The organism is Promicromonospora panici (assembly GCF_900608595.1).
In the GTDB taxonomy this organism is placed as follows: Bacteria; Actinomycetota; Actinomycetes; order Actinomycetales; family Cellulomonadaceae; genus Promicromonospora; species Promicromonospora panici.
Genome location: NZ_UWYY01000010.1, coordinates 145,501 through 160,761 on the forward strand (window position 1 = coordinate 145,501; position 15,261 = coordinate 160,761).

Consider the following 15,261-nt stretch of genomic DNA (forward strand, 5'->3'; position numbering starts at 1 on the left):
CCCGCCCGGTCACGGGCGAGTCGAGATCTGCTGGACCCCCCAGCTGTTCCCGTCGGGGTCGGAGAAGAAGCAGAACCCCACGTTGTCGAGCGGGTCCGGCATCGGCGTCGGGTTCTCGCCGAGAACCTGGACCTCGGTCACGTCCACGCCGCGTTCGGCCAGCTCCGCCCGAGCCTTCGTGACGTCGTTGACGACGAGCTGCAGACCCTTGAGCGACCCCGGCGGCATCGCCGCGACAACTCCTTCGCCGATGACTACCGAGCACCCCGATCCGGGCGGGGTCAGCTGGACGATGCGCTGGCCCTCGCCGATCTTCGTGTCGTGGTCGACGTGGAAGCCGAGCTGGTCGCTGTAGAAAGCCTTGGCGCGGTCGACGTCGGAAACCGGCACGACGACGACTTCAAGTGTCCACTTCATGGTTGCTTCTCCTGTCTGTTGGCAAGCTCTCTGTTGGTGAGTTCCGTGAGGACAGCATCGAGCCGGCCGTAGGACTCGCCGACTCCTCGGGTCATGGGGTAGCGGAGCACGATCTCGCGCGCCTCCGGAGACGGGTAGCGCAGGGTGCTGGTCAGAGTCGTGGTGGCGGCCAGCTCGGCGAGGTCGTGCGCGATCAGGGTCTCGCCGGGGTAGGACTGGTCGTCGAACACCTCGGTGTAGACGAGCCGGGATGGTCGCTCGATCTCGCGGTACGTTCCGGACTGGGCGAGCTCGGCGTCCTCCGGGCCGCGGGAGACGAACCGGTAGCGCCCGCCGACACGCAGGTCGACCGTGCAGGAAACGAGGTTCCAGCCGCGGGCGCCGTACCAGCGCGTCAGCAGCTCCGGCTGGGTCAACGCGTCGAAGACGAGACCGGCGGGAGCGTCGAACGTCCGCGACAGCACGATCTCGCGGTCACCGGGCGCGGTGACGTGCAGGTGCTGGTCGGCACTCACGGCCGGCCGTCCTGCGGGGGAGTGCTGGGCCCTTCGTCCGCCGTGAGGTCGGCGAGCAGTGCGTCAAGCCGTTGATAGCTCTCGTCCCAGTAGTCGCGGTAGTTCGCCAGCCAAGCGGTGACGTCCCGCAGCGGCCCTGCCTGGAGCCGACACGGTCGGCGTTGGGCCTGCTGGGTTCGTGTGACCAGTCCCGCTCGCTCGAGCACCTTCACGTGCTTCGAGATCGCGGGCTGGCTGATGTTGAAAGGCACTGCCAGCTCGGTGATCGTCGCGTCACCTGCAGCGAGCCGGGCCACGATGGCGCGTCGCGTCGGGTCGGCGAGGGCGGCGAACGTCGCATCGAGCCGCTCAGCGGTGACAGTTCTCATAACCAACCGGTTTCATAACCATGTGGTGATGGAACCTCGTCTGCGGCCGTCCTGTCAAGGCTCGGGGCGGTTCACTTGGTTGAGAGAGCCCGAGCCATCCCCGCCAGCGCGTCGGTGATCTCCGCGAGGTTCCGGTCCTGCTCGGTCAGCCAGTGCGCGATCATCTCGCCCGAGAGTGCCGCCAGGAGTGCGTCCGCGCGCAGCTCGGGGGAGGGCGCGCCGGCGAGGCTCAGCAGGTGGCGGCAGTGCGTGCGCCACAGGGCGTGCGCTCCGCTGCGGAAGCGGGCGCCCGGAGCCGCCGTCTGCGACAGCAGCACCAGCTCCAGCTGGTCGGCGACGAGCTCGGCGTAGCCGGCGACGAACGCCGTCAGCCGGTCGGTCGGCTCGGCGCCCGGGCCGAGCGGGGGCGGGCCCGAGATCATCAGCTCCTGGAACTGTCGCTCGCGCTCGCCGAGCAGGGCCATCGCCAGCCCGGCCTTGTTGCCGAAGCCTCGATACAGGGTCCCCACGCCGACGCCGGCCTCCTTGGCCACGGCCTGCATGGTCACTCGCTCCACGCCGTCGCGAGCGAACAGCCGTTCCGCCGCGTCGAGGACCTTGCCCTGGTTGCGGACGGCGTCCACCCGCCGGGAACGCTCCGCGCCGGCCTCGCCCTGGCCGTGCACAGGCAGGGACACCCCCGTTGACAAAGCGGAATCGGTTCCGCTAACTTCCTTCATGAAGCGGAACCTATTCCGTTTTCGTGCTGCCGTCCACCCGACACACCGGAGCTGACCATGACCCGACTGTTGCACATCAGCGCTTCCCCACGCGGCGAGGCGTCCGAGTCCCTGGGGCTCGCCGCCGCCTTCCTCGACGTGTACCGCGAGACCAACCCCGGGGCCGACGTAGAGCACTTCGACCTGTGGGACGGCACCCTGCCCGAGTTCGGCCCCGCGGCGGCGAAGGCGAAGATGGACGTCTTCGCCGGTGCGGAGCCGAGCGGCGAGGGTGTCGCTGCGTGGGCGGCGGCGAAGGCGACCTTCGCCCGGTTCGACGCCGCCGACCGCTACCTGTTCAGCGTCCCGATGTGGAACGCCGGCGTGCCGTACATCCTCAAGCAGTTCATCGACGTCGTCTCCCAGCCGGGCATGGTGTTCGGCTTCGATCCGGTGACGGGCTACGAGGGCCTGCTGACGGGCAAGAAGGCCGCGGTGATCTACACCGGCGCGGTCTGGGGCGAGGACCGCGGCCCGGAGTTCGGCAGCGACTTCCAGAAGCCGTACTTCGAGGACTGGCTGCGCTGGGCAGGGATCAGCGACATCACCAGCATCCGGTTCCAGCCGAACCTCGCCGCGGCCGACGTCGACACGGCTCGCGAGAAAGCGCGCTCCGTCGTGTTCGAGGCCGCGGCGTCGTTCTGAGCTGGACCGAGGCTCGGCCGCTACCGGACATGATCCGCGATTGGCAGGGACAGGGCGGCCGCGCCCTCGGACACGATGCGCGCCATCTGGTCGGCTCCGTACTCCTGGAAGTGCGTGTTGTCCGTGACCCCGTCGGGGAACGCCGGGTACTGGCCCGGGCTGGTGTGGAGGAACACACCCCTGGCGGCCTCGGGGCCGATCGAGTTCAGGTAGGCCCGCGAGCGTGCCGACAGGTCGATCAGGGCGACGCCGGTCTCGCGGACCAGCTCGTGCACCTTGTTGACGTAGTCGGGGAACGAGACCCGGAACTGGCCGTTGGAGTCGTAGTCGCGCCGGGAGACCGGGGTGAGCAGGACCGGCGTGGCGCCGCGCGCGGTCGCGCCGGCCATGTAGTTGTCGCGCAGGTACCGCTTGTAGTCATCGGGCGAGGTGTACCGCTCGGGGTTGCCCGAGCTGGCGTCGTTGTGCCCGAACTGGACGAACAGGTAGTCGCCCGGCTGGATGGCGCCCAGGATCGTGTCCAGGCGCCCCTGCTCGATGAACGAGCGCGACGAGCGGCCGCCGATGGCGTGGTTGGCCACCGTCGTGTCGGCGTCGAAGTAGTTCGCGAGCTTCTGGCCCCAGCCCATCTGCGGGTAGGACCCTGAGTTGTAGGTCTGGGCGGTCGAGTCCGAGGCGATGTAGATGGTCGGCGTCCCGTCCGACGACGCGCCCACGGGCAGCGGCCGCCACTGCTGGTTGGCGGCGCCGTTGGAGTCGTACTGCGAGATGCGGCTCCCGGGAGCGGTGGACCGTTCCCACACGTCGAGGGCCTTGCCGGAGTTGCGGTTGACGAAGCGCAAATAGGTCCCGTCGTCGATGATCTGCCACTGCTGGTTGGTGGTGCCGCTGTCGCTCCACTGGACGACGTCGGCGCCGTTCGCCGTGCTCTTGCCGTAGACGTCGAGCAGGAGGCTCGAGTGGCGGGCCTGGACCTCGTAGTAGCCGCCGCCGGCGTCGACGAAGCGGAACTGCTGGTTGGTCGCGTCGGTGCGGCTGTTCTGCACCAGCAGCGCGCCGGCCGACGTCGACCGCCCCGCGATGTCGAGGACCAGGCCCGAGTGCCGCGACTGGAGGACGTACCAGGTGCCGGGCACGAACGCCGCGTGCGCAGGGGCCGCGGTGAGGAGGCCGCCGGTCGCCGCGGCGGCCCCGGCCGCGAGACCGAACAGGGCACGGCGGGAGATTCCGCTTCCGGGCAGGCCAGAGGATTCGGGTGTGCGCATCTGTGCTCCAAGGTGAGTGGGGGGTGGGCCTCGGCGCCGTCGCCGAGGCCCACCGGGAGGAATGGCGCTGGATCAGAGGTAGCGGTCGATGATCGGGGTCAGCAGGCCCGCGATCTTCTGGTGCCCGGCGTCGGTCGGGTGCACGTTGTCGCTGGTGTCGGTGGCCGGGTCGACCCAGCCGCTCGTGTCGACGAAGTGGACGCGGCTGTCCCCGGCGTCCACTCGGGTCTGGACGGCGTTCCGCGTCTCGGTCACGTACCGGTTCCGGAAGACGCCCATCGCGAAGATCTCGGCGTTCGGATACGCCTGGCGCACCCGCTCCAGCAGCACCACGTAGTTCCGGTTGAACTCGACGGTGGAGACGCCGTGTCCGACGTCGTTGGTGCCCAGGTTGATGACGACGGCGGTGGCCCGGTAGGTCGAGAAGTTCCAGTCGTCGCGGTCCACCCAGGCCGACGAGCGGCGGAACCAGTCCATCATTCCGTAGCAGCCGTCCGCGGTGCTGACCAGGCACGCGCCACCCTGGGCGACCTGGGTGTGGCCTGCGCCGAGGGCCTCGCCGACCAGGTACGGGTAGGCCGTGAAGGGCCGGTTCCCGTTGGGCTGCCCGACGGTGATCGAGTCGCCGATGAACTCGACGAAGTTCGCCGGCCGCGCGATCGACGTCGTCGAACCGCCTGAGGCGAGGACGAACCCGCCGAACGCCGGGTCGCCGGTGTAGGACCCGGCGCGCTCGCGGAATCCGATGCGGACGGTGTGCGTGCCGCCGCTCAGGCCCGAGGCGATGGTGACGTTGCCCGAGACGTTTCGTCGCCACTGCTCGGGGGCGCCGTCGACCGAGTAGTACATGTCGATCGAGTTCCGCAGGCGGACGCCGATCGAGGAGCCGGTGAAGGCCGCCTCGACGTAGCCGCCGGCCCAGCCCATGGTGCGCCACGAGCCGTCGGCGGCCCAGCGGCCGTAGTACTGGAGGTTCGGGTCCGTGACCGAGCCGTCGCCGGCCTGGGCGCTGCCGACGGGGACCAGCCGCCAGCGCTGCACGGCCGCGCCGTTGCGGTCGTACTGCGAGACGCGGCTGCCGGGCGCGGTCGCCCCTTCCCAGTTGTCCAGGGCCTTGCCGGAGTTGCGGTTGACGATCTCGTAGGAGCCGTCGGCCTGCTCGTTGAGCTGCCACTGCTGGTTGGTGCCGCCGTTGCTCGGCCACTGGACGACGTCGGCGCCGTTCGCGGTGCTCTTCGCGCTGACCTCGACCACCTGGCCGCTGTGCCGGGCCTCGATGCGGTGGTACCCGCCTCCGGCGTCGACGAACCGGAACTGCTGGTTGGTCGCACCGGTGCGGTTCCACAGCACCGCCAGGGCCCCGTTCGCCGTCGAACGAGCCTCGATATCGACTGCGAGCCCGGAGTGCCCGTTGACGATCGCGTACCAGGTGCCGGGGCTGGGGGCCGCGGTGGCCGTGGAGGTGAATCCGGGGAGAAGCGTCGCGACGAGGATCGCGCCGAGGGTGGCGGCGATCCAGCGAAGGCGGTTTCTCGGGCGGGAGGAGGGAGAGTGCAAGGCAGGCTCCTTCGATGGGGATGCTCGGCGCGCATCGGCTGCGAGCGATCGGATGCCGGATCGGAGTGGGCCGTAGTCCCCGGCCCGGGGCCTCGCGGTAGGTCGGTCGCTTCGTCGCTGACCGATGGAGGGTGGTCCGGATCAGCGAGAGCTGATCTTGGTGCCGGCGATCGGGGTGGCCGCCCCGATCTGGTGTGAATCGATACATGTCCGATTTACAACGTTTACGATAGCGTGCGGTGCTTCCAGGTCAAGCCCCTGGGCGGGACTAAACGGTTCGATCGGCGCTCCGACCGCCTGACGGGCGCCGACGAGGTCGCCTGCTGGTCGGGGCCGGACGCCGCGTGGCTGATGCAAGGACCTCATGAGCGGTTGGAGCGTTCGAAAAGCAGTGGATCGGCGCTGCTGTGCGCCGTTAGCGTGCTGCCGAACCACGACGTCGAGCCGAGGACGTGCCGTTGTACACCCTGTGAGATTTCCCGAGCGCTGATTTTTCGCGCGTCGCCCGTATGCGGCGCGCGCTCTTTTGCTGCGGACCTCTCACTGAGACCGGTGTACTTCTATGCTCAAAAACTGGGCAGTGGTGCCCACCTGCCTGCCGCTCGTTCGCCGTCGTTGTCACGCGTGCGAGTCCGAGCGCTTCCGGGCAAGCGGAAAATTCCGCGTCAATGCACACCACAAGCTCCTCGACGCCTGGCTCCTCGCGCTCTGTATTACCTGCGAGGAAACGGCAAAGCTCACGGTCCTGGAACGGGTCAACGTGCGTTCCATACGGCCCGAGCTGCTGGACCGGCTGCACAACAACGACCCTGGCCTGATCGCTGAGCTGCTCCAGAATCGGGCTGTGCAGCGCCGCAATCGCGTCTCTCTCGACTGGGAGGGTGCCTGGCGCCTCGATACCGGCGGATCGGATGGCGTCGATGACGAGGTTGTCGACGTCTCGGTCCGCTTCGCGGCCCGGATTCCTGTCCGGACGGTGCGACTGATCGCTGACGGTTGCGGTCTTTCGCGGGGCGAGGTCGAGAGGCTGATCGTGGAGGGGAAGCTCGTTTCGGGGGTTCGGCTGAGTGGCCGGATTTCCGGGGACTTCACTTTTACGCTCAAGCGCTGAGGCTTCCTTGGGGCTGCGGCCTGTCCGGCGTGATTGCCGGGCAGGCCGTGGTTGCGCATGATCACGGGGAGAGCGACACCGTTGCGCCGAGGCTAATCCGCGGGCACGGCGGTTCGACGAGAAGCACGGGTTCGCCGCGGACGGCGCCCGCTTCGTCGACGGGCTCGACATCGTCGAGATCCGGATGGTGCGAGGCAGCTGACACGTACGCGGCCACTGCCATGGGACCAGTGGCCGCGTACGTCGGTACTACTCCGGCGTCAGCAGCCGAAGGTGCGGATCTGGAAGGACCAGACAGGTGTCCAATAGACGGAGGGGTCCACGGCCCGCTGAAGGCACTGCCTCCGGCTACCGTCCGCGTTGTGGATGCTGCTGGACCACGAGCCGGTCTGGTTGTCGATCCAGGACCCGGTGCCGAACCAGTTGCTCATGCCGTAGGTACCTGCGCTCGCCTCCTTGAAGATGTAGTACCCGCCGTTGTAGGGAACGGCGAAGCACACCTGACCGACGTCGCACAGGTAGGCATGCTCCGAGGTCCAGTACCGGCCGTCGGTCGCCGGGCTGGTGTCCGGAGGCGCTGCGAGGGACGCCGCGGACGCAGGAGCGGTGGCCGGCTCGGGCAGGCTGACCTGGAGCGCTCCGTCAGCGAGCCGCGTGACCTGCGGCTCGTCCTGTGGGCTCAGCTCCTGGCCCTGCGTGACGGCCTGGGATGGTGCGGCCATCCCGACGGCCAGGGCGGCAGCGGCCAGAGCAACGACAGCTGCTCGGGCGGTGTGACGCAGTGTGGACATGTCGTTTCCAATCTCTGAGGGGGACTGGTCGTTCGGCGACATCGGATTCGCCGACAGGCCGATGCTCACACCGACCAAAGCGCTTGGTCGTGGCATTTCGGCGACCCCCGAAGCATCGGCCGGGATTTGGAGACATGCGAAACACGGGGTCCCCAGCCACGTCCGTGACCACCAAGTGAGGAGCAATACGGCGATACGGCGTGTGGCAACTCGTGTGCGGAACAGTCGTGTCGGGACGGCATCGCTACATGGGCTGTAAGGGCCCGAGGGGAGAAAGCCACCTATGTCATGAGATGCCTGGTTCGGCTAGCGTGGGTACGACGTCGAGCCAGCCGGGACCATGTGGGGGGCGAAGTGGTGGACGAGCACTCGGGCGCGTCGATCCGCCGACGGATGGTGCCCAACCCTCGACGCGGTAGGGCCCAAGCGCTCGGGCGGATCAGCTGGTTCCTCGTCGTGCTGAGCCGAGTCATCCTGGTCCTGACGGTCTTGATATTTCTCGGGTTCGACTACGAGACGTCGCTGGAGTACCGCGGTTTCGACCTGGACCGCGTACGCGAGCAGTTCCGGTCGCCCGAGGCGGAGCTGACCATGCAGCTCTTCGGGGTCATGCCGGCGGCTTATCTTGTCGGGCGGGGCAACAAAGTCCTGGCCGTTCAGCGCACCTTTGGGTTCTGGATGATGGGTGCCGGGACCGGTCTTCTTGTCTGGCTTGTCCCCGAGGCGATACGGACCTCGCTCTCGATCGGTGGGATCGTCCCGATCATCACTGATCCCGGATCACTTGCCCGGACGATCGCGGGTCTCGTCACCAGCTTCGTCGGCTTGGCGACCGCGAACATCGCAATGAACCGCGCCCGTCGGTGGAACACGGGGACGATCGCGGACCCCGGCGATCTGAGCGGGATGAACCACATGCTCTACCTCAGGTCGTTCCGCGACGACGGACCCCTCAACAGGTTCCTGCCGCTCCATCCCGCCCGGCTCGCCGCTTCCTGCGTCTTCGTCGAGCCGATGCCGGAGGAGGCGCAGGTCGTCCTGTCCCTCGTCGGCGACGAGCGGATCTGCCCGGTCGGAGTAGCGCCGCCCGGCGAACAAGCCGACTTCCATGGGGCCTACCGGCTGTATCTGGCGGAAGGCGACTGGAAACCACAGGTCCGCAAGCTGATGAAGGAGGCGAGCCACGTCGTTCTCGTTCTCGGCACCACCGAGGGAACGCTCTGGGAGCTCCGGACCGCGATGAAGGAGCTGCCGCCCGAGCGGCTGATCCTCGTGGTGCCCTGGAAGATCGACGAGTACCTGCGTTACAGGGCGCTCGGTCCGTCGGTCTTCGGGTTCGAGCTGCCGCCGTATCCGTTCGCCTCTGGCCTTGGCTTCGCCTACCCCTACGAGCGACGTGGCTTCTCGTCCACGACGCAGGGGCTGATCGTGTTCGCGAAGGACTGGACGCCGGTCATGCTGCCCCTGCGCCATTACGGATTCTTCAACTCCTTCGAGACGGCCATGGAGGTCGCAGCGTGGCCGCCGATGCGCCGGCTCGGCTTCCGACCGCAGGGGCTCGCCCGGATAGCCCCGAACGCGCCCTACTATCCGGCCCGATCTGTGTGACCGTGCTGCAGTCGTCCTGGCTCTGCGGGCCTGACGCCGGACTGAGCTCGCTCCCAACGGAGAAATTGGGGAACTTCCTACATGCGGGCACAGATGTGACAGGTGTTCACGCGGCGCCGGGACCGGCGGTGTGATTCACGTGGTCGGGATGCGTGCGTAGCCTTGAGGCCTGTCCGCACGCGAGGGGGTCGCTGATGGCTGGTCTGTGGGGTCGAAAGTCTCGGGCGAAGAGCTGGAAGCGAGGCCTGTGGGGAAGTACGACGAAGGGTCGTAGCAAGAACCTGGCCAAGAGGTTGTGGGGGAGCAGCAAGCGCCACAAGGGCGGCCTCTGGTAGGCGTCACCGGGGGTTGAGGCCCTGTCAGGCTGACCGTTTGGTCGGCTGCTCGACAGGTTGGGCGGCCGCCGGTTCGGCCGCCGGCCGCAGCAGCGACGTCAGTACCGTCGCGGCGCCGTCCTCATCGATCGTGCCGGTGACCTCGTCGGCCGCCTCCCGTACGGCTGCGGCGGCGTGCCCCATCGCCACACCTCGGCCGGCCCAGGTCAGGGCCTCGATGTCGTTGGGGCCGTCGCCGATCGCGACGGTGTGCTCGATCGAGACTCCGAGCTTGGTCCGGAGCCGTTCGAGCGTCGTGGCCTTCGAGACGCCCGGGCCGGTCACGTCGAGCCAGTCCAGACCGGCCGGCGTAACGGTTACGCCCGTCGTGCGAAGTGCTTCCAGGTGCTGGCGGATCTCGGGAGCGGACAGTGCGAGGCGGCAGGCAGGCCCCGCGCACAGGTCCACCACGGCGGCCTGTGTCTGCTCGCCGTTGAGCAGGCCCGGGCGGAACGGGCGGTTCACCTTCCAGCCCCGGACGAGTTCCTCGACGCCGACGAGGACGTCCGGGGCGAGTGAGAGCGCAGCCTGGATCACCGTTGCCGGTTCGAACGTCCGCGCGTTCGCGAAGCGGTAGCCGTCTGGCGCGGTGCGATCCAGTCGGATCGTCAGGCCGCCGTTGGCGGCGACCGCAAATCCGGTGGTCAGCCCGAGCCGCTCGGCGATGGACAGGAGCCCGTCCAGGCCTCGACCGGTGGCCAGTACCAGGTGGTGCCCGGCAGCTTGGGCCCGGTCGATCGCCTCGCGGACGACGTCGCTGATGTGGCCATTGGGGTGCAGCAACGTGCCGTCGATGTCAAGGGCGATCAGCATTGGCGAGGCAATGTCGACGTTCTCGTGTGTGGTCACGGTGATCTCCATTGGTCAAGGTCGGTGTGCCCGACGTCGGCGCGAGCCGGCGTCGTGAGCAGAACCACCCTGCCGTGGCCTACAGGTCGATAATCCGCCTGTCCGAGGAAGAACGCGATTCGAATTAGGTGCAGCAGGAACACGGTCCCCAGCGTCGACAACTTCCAGAACCTGGAAACTTCCGCTGTGGGAGGGGCCCGTGCCCGTTGCCGTCACTACGCTGCTAGAGCGGACGGCGTAAGGGGATTGCCGCGACGGGGAGGCGATAGAGAGTGGCCAAGAGCGCGAAGGCGGTACGCGAGGAGATCCGCCAGGAGCTGTTCCGCAGCGGCATGCCTGCGAAGGACGTCGCGCTCGAACTGGCCGCCCGGCTGCATGTGCGGCCCCGGGTCGCCTGGCGGTACGCGATGGGCTGGCCGCAGTGGAAGCTCGTTCAGGAGTTCCGGTACGCCAACCCGCATCTGGCCGTTCGTGAGAGTCGCGTCTCCGAGTGGGAGTCCTGGCCGTTCGGCGGAACCCGCCCGTCCTTGGAGGTCCTTGCCGCGCTGGCTGCTGCATTCGGCCACGGCTGCGTGGTTGCTGACCTTCTCGACGAGGCCGACCTCCAGCAGATGTCGGACGCCGAACGTCGACTTGTAGCGACGAGAAAGATCGACATCAAGCCGGCACTGTCGACGTCGTTTCCCGGGTCGGCGCAGGAAGCAGCGCGAGTCAGCCCCGTACCCGAGAACAGTCCATCCAGCCTGACGTACGCCTTGGGCATGGTGGAGTCCGGACAGCCCGACGGTCTTGGCACAGCGATCGACGCTCTGGAAGAGGTCATCGCATTCAGCTCCGACAAGCTCGCGACCGTCGGCCCGGCACCGGTCCTGGCCGACCTTCTGGCGGCCCGGCAGTTCGCGCGATCGCTGTTTGACAAGTACCAGCCTGTCGGAGCTCGGGCAGCTGACGTCCAAGCGGCCGCTGCATGGCTGTCCAGTCTCTTGGCCATCGCGTCCTCTTACAGGGGCGACCACACCTCGGCACTGGTCTGGGCGCTCGACGCGCAGAATCGTGGCCAAGCGGCGGGCCATCCGGTGATCTCGGGCTGGGCGCTGCTGACCCGTGCCACGGTCTCGCACTACCAAGGACGCGGAGCCCGCTCACTGGACTTGGCTCGTGAAGGTGCGGCCGTGGCACCTGTCGGCACGGTGGCGTTTGCGAAGCTGACCTGTCAGCAGATGCGCTCGCACGCCTCGCTCGGTGACAGGCAGGGCATGCAGGCCGCGCGCCGCCAGGCGCAGGCGGCGATTTCCGCTCTCGAGGATGACGGCAATGCCGGCGTGCACTCGATTGCGCGTGCGGCTGAACCGCCGTACACGGCCGCGTCGTTGCTGCTTGTCGGCGAATATGCGGAGGCTTTGGCGATCACTGAGGATCTGATCATTGCGGCTTACCTGCCAGGCCGGGCTCGCGAGACGTCAAGCTACGCCCGAACTCTCCTCGTGTTGGCGCTGGCACAGGCTGGACTTGGAAAGCTGGACGAGGCAGCCGCGACCGGAGCGACCGCGCTGGGTGTGCCGGGCATTGTGTGGCCCACTGTCGTCCTGGCAGGCAAGCTCGACCATGCCCTCGCTGGTGCTGGCAGCAGTGAGGCTGCCGAGGTATCGGAGTTTGCCGGCCTGTACCGTGACGCCGCACGGGATCTCGCAGCAGCGGGGAGTGGGACGTGACCGACCAAGAGAAAGTACCGGAGCCCGGTGCCGCGGTTTCGGCGTACGCCGGGATCGACTTCAGCGTCGCCGACATCAGCCCCGAACAGGTCCCGCAGATCACGGCTTTCGTGGACATCGAGGGTCCACCGGTCGGCCCAGCGGCCTACTTCGTGTTCGGCACCAATCAGACGCTGCCCGCAGACCTAGTTGCTGATCGACACCAGCGGGGCCTGGCTCCGCTGATCATCGTGACCGGTGGGATCAACCGGCACAACGGCATCGTCGAAGGGCACGTGCTGCGCGACCTGCTCATCGAGCGTGGTGTCCCCGACGACGTGATTCGCGTCGAGGCCGAGTCGGCAGACACCTGGCAGAACGTGCAGAACTCAGCTGCGTTCCTCGATGAGGCGGTCCGGCTCGGGTTACCAGTCACGGCCGTGTCCAAGTGGTACCACCGTCGTGCGATCCAGATTCTGGCCACTGTGCACCCAAAAGCCGCGCCATTGCACGGGCTGAGTTACGAGCCGGTCTACTCGGGCGTTCCCATCACGCGGGACAACTGGCCCGAGCATCCCGAAGGGCGGCGGCGTGTGATTCGCGAGTGGCAGGAGACCCACCGACGGATCACCGACGGCTCCTTGGTCTCGCTCCAACGGGTCAACGGAGGGTTCGCTCCTCGCTGGCGCTAGGCGTTCGGGCCGGGCCGTTCGGAACGACGTCGGCGGCGCCGCGCGGTTCAGCCACGTACGCGACCGTGCATAGCCCGGGCACAATCAACCCTATGAACGACGACGCCACGATCGAGTCAGTACGCGACCGCCTCCGAGACTTCGCGGTGGCGCGGGACTGGGGCCAGTTCCACAAGCCCAAGAACCTCGCGATGGCGCTCGCGGGAGAGGTTGGTGAGCTCCTCGCGGAGATGCAATGGCTCACGGACGACGAGGTTCACGAGAGGCTTGCTGACCCTGACACGCGGAACGAGGTTGAGGAGGAGTTCGCTGACGTCTTCCTCTACCTGGTCCAGCTCGCCGACGTCTGCGGTGTCGACTTGATCCAGGCGGCGCACGCGAAGATCACCAGGAACGACGAACGGTTCCCGCCGCCGCAGCCGGTGTCCTGATTGCGGGATTCACCCGCGCGCTGCTCGGTCCTCAGCACCTGGCCTGCATAGACTCGCACTGCCCACGCGGCACCGACGGACTTCCGTTCCGACAAGCGGATATGTCCCCGCCGCACGTTCATTCGTGCTGCTCAGGGGACGTTCTTGTCGGTCATCCGCTATTCCGCGGCGTCGTTGGCGTCGTCGCTCGCTTCAGACATGTCATCAGTGGAGAACCACCTTGCTGACCAGCTCTCCCACCAGGGTGTGCACGTCGGTGTGGGGGAGCGTCGCTCGTGGCGCAACTCGCTTCCGGCACTCGCTCGAGACCTCAGCGACGCTGGCCTGGACGAGGTCGAGGTGCTCCTGGAGCACCGCCTCCCGCTGACCTCGAAGCGAACTGACGCGATCCTTGCCGGAGTCCACCCGCGGACGGGAAAGCACTCCTACGTGGTCGTCGAGCTCAAGCAGTGGAGCCAGGCGAACCTCTGGGAGGACAACGACGCGCTCGTCGAGATCGACGGTGCCCGCTATCTGTCGTCGCACCCCAGCACCCAGGTGGCGGGTTACGTTCAGTACCTGCGCGACTTCTCCCGAGCGTTCGAGCACACGCCCGAGGAACTTCAGGGCGTCGCCTACCTGCACAACGCGACCGACTTCGGCGTCAGCGATCTGCTGACAAGCGAGGAACTTGCACAGGCTCCGATGTTCACGGGGGAGCGGCGCGGCCAGTTCATTGAGTACCTGCAATCGCTTCTCGCCAAGGACGCCTCCGGTGCTGATGCTGCCGACCGGCTCGTACGCTCCAAGACCGCACCGTCCAAGCAGCTGATGGCCGTCGTGGCCAAGGAGATTCGCGAGCAGGAGCAGTTCGTCCTGCTGGACGAGCAGCGAACCGTGCGCGACATGGTGCTGCACCAGGTGAAGAAGGCGGCTTCCGCCGACTCGAAGTCGGTCGTTCTCGTGACGGGCGGGCCAGGCTCGGGGAAGTCCGTGATTGCACTGTCGTTGATGGGAGAGCTTGCTCGCGAGGGACGCGCAGCGGTTCATGCGACCGGATCGCGCAGCTTCACCCAGACCCTGCGGAAGGTCGCCGGCAAGGGTTCGTCGCGGACGCAAGGACTGTTCAAGTACTTCAACAACTTCATGGAGGCTGAGCGCAACGGTCTCGAGGTACTGATCTTGGATGAGGCGCACCGCATCCGAGAGAAGTCGGTTGACCGGTACACCCGGAAGGAACTTCGGGAAAAGGCACGCGCACAGGTGGACGAGCTGCTCGACGCCGCCCGCGTGCCGGTGTTCTTGCTGGACCAGAACCAGGTGGTGCGTCCCGGTGAGATGGGAACGCCCGACGACATCCGTCTGGCGGCCGAGGCCAAGGGCCTCGGTGTGCACCAGATCGACCTCGCCGACCAGTTCCGTTCCGGTGGAAGCCTTGCGTACATCGAATGGGTTGAGCGGCTCCTCGGTTTGCGCGACGCCGACGCCGGTCCTCAGCCGTGGGACGGCGCCGACGAGAACTTCGACGTGGACGTCGTGGACTCGCCCGAGGAACTTGAGGCGCGTCTGCAGGCCTATCGCAACGCGGGCAAGGGAGCGCGGATGACAGCGGGCTTCTGCTGGCCCTGGTCTGATCCGCGTGACGATGGCTCTTTGGTCCCGGACGTCACGATCGGGTCCTGGAAGCGTCCGTGGAATCTCCGAGGCGAACGTTCGGTAGGTGGGGCACCACCGTCAGCTCTGTGGGCGACCGATCCGGCTGGGTTCAGCCAGGTCGGATGCGTCTACACGGCACAGGGTTTCGAGTACGACTGGAACGGCGTGATCCTGGGCCCGGATCTGGTCTGGCGCCAGGCGGCCGACGGCGGTCGGGGTGCGTGGCTGGTGCGGCGTGCCGAGAGCCGCGATGGAGAGCTGACGAAGAAGAGCGTTACCGAGGCTCAGTTCGACCGGCTCACTCGGAACACCTACAAGGTGCTGCTTACCCGCGGGATGGTGGGAACGCTGATCTACTCCACGGACGGGGAGACTCGGGACTTTCTCAGGTCGCTGGTGCACGCACGCCGCCTAGAAAATGATGCCTGACCCTGCGTAGAACCCACCTGCGATCGCCGCACCGACGGACTTTCCTGAGTTCTGATGGACACGCCTCCGCCCGCACGTTTACTCGTGCTGCTCAGAGGGACTTCGTGCCGCTTCACCAGGGTGTC

Annotated in this window: 15 protein-coding genes; 7 read left to right on the forward strand and 8 right to left on the reverse strand. The window is 67.5% G+C overall.

What is annotated here, in order from left to right; all coding sequences use genetic code 11:
• Positions 1–9: 9 nt before the first annotated feature.
• The 4 genes from EW117_RS13430 to EW117_RS13445 form a co-directional block, all read right to left on the reverse strand.
• Positions 10–417, reverse strand: a complete 408-nt coding sequence (locus EW117_RS13430) for a VOC family protein (RefSeq protein WP_129787214.1) — start codon at positions 415–417, stop codon at positions 10–12.
• Positions 414–932: an SRPBCC family protein gene (locus tag EW117_RS13435; protein ID WP_207211861.1), complete on the reverse strand. Its 519-nt coding sequence runs from the start codon at positions 930–932 to the stop codon at positions 414–416. Before EW117_RS13435 ends, EW117_RS13430 begins: the two co-directional genes overlap by 4 nt.
• Positions 929–1,300, reverse strand: coding sequence for an ArsR/SmtB family transcription factor (locus EW117_RS13440; protein WP_129787215.1), 372 nt, complete (start codon positions 1,298–1,300; stop codon positions 929–931). Before EW117_RS13440 ends, EW117_RS13435 begins: the two co-directional genes overlap by 4 nt.
• 71 nt (positions 1,301–1,371) lie before the next feature.
• Positions 1,372–1,977, reverse strand: a complete 606-nt coding sequence (locus tag EW117_RS13445; RefSeq protein WP_242504278.1) for a TetR/AcrR family transcriptional regulator — start codon at positions 1,975–1,977, stop codon at positions 1,372–1,374.
• A gap of 99 nt (positions 1,978–2,076) precedes the next feature.
• Here EW117_RS13445 and EW117_RS13450 point away from each other — a divergent pair, with 99 nt between their 5' ends.
• On the forward strand, positions 2,077–2,703 hold the full coding sequence (locus tag EW117_RS13450) for an FMN-dependent NADH-azoreductase (protein WP_129787217.1): 627 nt from the start codon (positions 2,077–2,079) through the stop codon (positions 2,701–2,703).
• 20 nt (positions 2,704–2,723) lie between these two features.
• Here EW117_RS13450 and EW117_RS13455 read toward each other — a convergent pair whose 3' ends face one another.
• Complete coding sequence (locus tag EW117_RS13455) at positions 2,724–3,968, reverse strand: RICIN domain-containing protein (RefSeq protein ID WP_129787218.1); 1,245 nt, start codon at positions 3,966–3,968, stop codon at positions 2,724–2,726.
• 72 nt (positions 3,969–4,040) lie between these two features.
• Positions 4,041–5,525: an RICIN domain-containing protein gene (locus tag EW117_RS13460; protein WP_129787219.1), complete on the reverse strand. Its 1,485-nt coding sequence runs from the start codon at positions 5,523–5,525 to the stop codon at positions 4,041–4,043.
• Between the two features lie 562 nt (positions 5,526–6,087).
• On the opposite strand from EW117_RS13460, the gene EW117_RS13465 reads away from it, so the two are divergent.
• On the forward strand, positions 6,088–6,636 hold the full coding sequence (locus EW117_RS13465; protein WP_129787220.1) for a DUF1062 domain-containing protein: 549 nt from the start codon (positions 6,088–6,090) through the stop codon (positions 6,634–6,636).
• A gap of 260 nt (positions 6,637–6,896) precedes the next feature.
• Here the strand turns inward: EW117_RS13465 and EW117_RS13475 are convergent, their stop codons facing one another.
• Positions 6,897–7,427 (reverse strand): hypothetical protein, encoded by a 531-nt coding sequence (locus tag EW117_RS13475; protein ID WP_129787221.1) that lies wholly within the window; start codon positions 7,425–7,427, stop codon positions 6,897–6,899.
• Positions 7,428–8,018: 591 nt separating this feature from the next.
• On the opposite strand from EW117_RS13475, the gene EW117_RS13480 reads away from it, so the two are divergent.
• Positions 8,019–9,035, forward strand: coding sequence for a hypothetical protein (locus EW117_RS13480; protein ID WP_129787222.1), 1,017 nt, complete (start codon positions 8,019–8,021; stop codon positions 9,033–9,035).
• Positions 9,036–9,394: 359 nt separating this feature from the next.
• Here EW117_RS13480 and EW117_RS13485 read toward each other — a convergent pair whose 3' ends face one another.
• Positions 9,395–10,270 (reverse strand): HAD family hydrolase, encoded by an 876-nt coding sequence (locus EW117_RS13485; RefSeq protein ID WP_129787223.1) that lies wholly within the window; start codon positions 10,268–10,270, stop codon positions 9,395–9,397.
• Positions 10,271–10,530: 260 nt separating this feature from the next.
• Between EW117_RS13485 and EW117_RS13490 the strand changes: the two genes are divergently transcribed.
• The 4 genes from EW117_RS13490 (at position 10,531) to EW117_RS13505 (ending at position 15,136) form a co-directional block, all read left to right on the forward strand.
• Entirely contained in the window at positions 10,531–11,970 is a 1,440-nt protein-coding gene (locus EW117_RS13490; RefSeq protein WP_129787224.1) for a hypothetical protein, read from the forward strand.
• Positions 11,967–12,641 carry a YdcF family protein gene (locus EW117_RS13495; protein WP_129787225.1) on the forward strand — a complete coding sequence of 225 codons (675 nt, stop codon included), beginning with the start codon at positions 11,967–11,969 and terminating at the stop codon, positions 12,639–12,641. The genes EW117_RS13490 and EW117_RS13495 overlap by 4 nt, the downstream gene beginning before the upstream one ends.
• 92 nt (positions 12,642–12,733) lie before the next feature.
• Positions 12,734–13,072, forward strand: coding sequence for a nucleotide pyrophosphohydrolase (locus EW117_RS13500; protein ID WP_129787226.1), 339 nt, complete (start codon positions 12,734–12,736; stop codon positions 13,070–13,072).
• A 144-nt stretch (positions 13,073–13,216) separates the two neighbouring features.
• On the forward strand, positions 13,217–15,136 hold the full coding sequence (locus EW117_RS13505) for a DUF2075 domain-containing protein (RefSeq protein WP_242504279.1): 1,920 nt from the start codon (positions 13,217–13,219) through the stop codon (positions 15,134–15,136).
• The last annotated feature ends 125 nt before the right edge of the window (positions 15,137–15,261 follow it).

Excerpts from the sequence above, each read along its gene's own strand:
- EW117_RS13430 (WP_129787214.1), bottom strand. The coding sequence starts at position 417 with ATGAAGTGGACACTTGAAGTCGTCGTCGTGCCGGTTTCCGACGTCGAC.
- EW117_RS13440 (WP_129787215.1), bottom strand. The coding sequence starts at position 1,300 with ATGAGAACTGTCACCGCTGAGCGGCTCGATGCGACGTTCGCCGCCCTC.
- EW117_RS13450 (WP_129787217.1), top strand. The coding sequence starts at position 2,077 with ATGACCCGACTGTTGCACATCAGCGCTTCCCCACGCGGCGAGGCGTCC.
- EW117_RS13455 (WP_129787218.1), bottom strand. The coding sequence starts at position 3,968 with ATGCGCACACCCGAATCCTCTGGCCTGCCCGGAAGCGGAATCTCCCGC.
- EW117_RS13465 (WP_129787220.1), top strand. The coding sequence starts at position 6,088 with ATGCTCAAAAACTGGGCAGTGGTGCCCACCTGCCTGCCGCTCGTTCGC.
- EW117_RS13475 (WP_129787221.1), bottom strand. The coding sequence starts at position 7,427 with ATGTCCACACTGCGTCACACCGCCCGAGCAGCTGTCGTTGCTCTGGCC.
- EW117_RS13480 (WP_129787222.1), top strand. The coding sequence starts at position 8,019 with ATGCAGCTCTTCGGGGTCATGCCGGCGGCTTATCTTGTCGGGCGGGGC.
- EW117_RS13485 (WP_129787223.1), bottom strand. The coding sequence starts at position 10,270 with ATGGAGATCACCGTGACCACACACGAGAACGTCGACATTGCCTCGCCA.
- EW117_RS13500 (WP_129787226.1), top strand. The coding sequence starts at position 12,734 with ATGAACGACGACGCCACGATCGAGTCAGTACGCGACCGCCTCCGAGAC.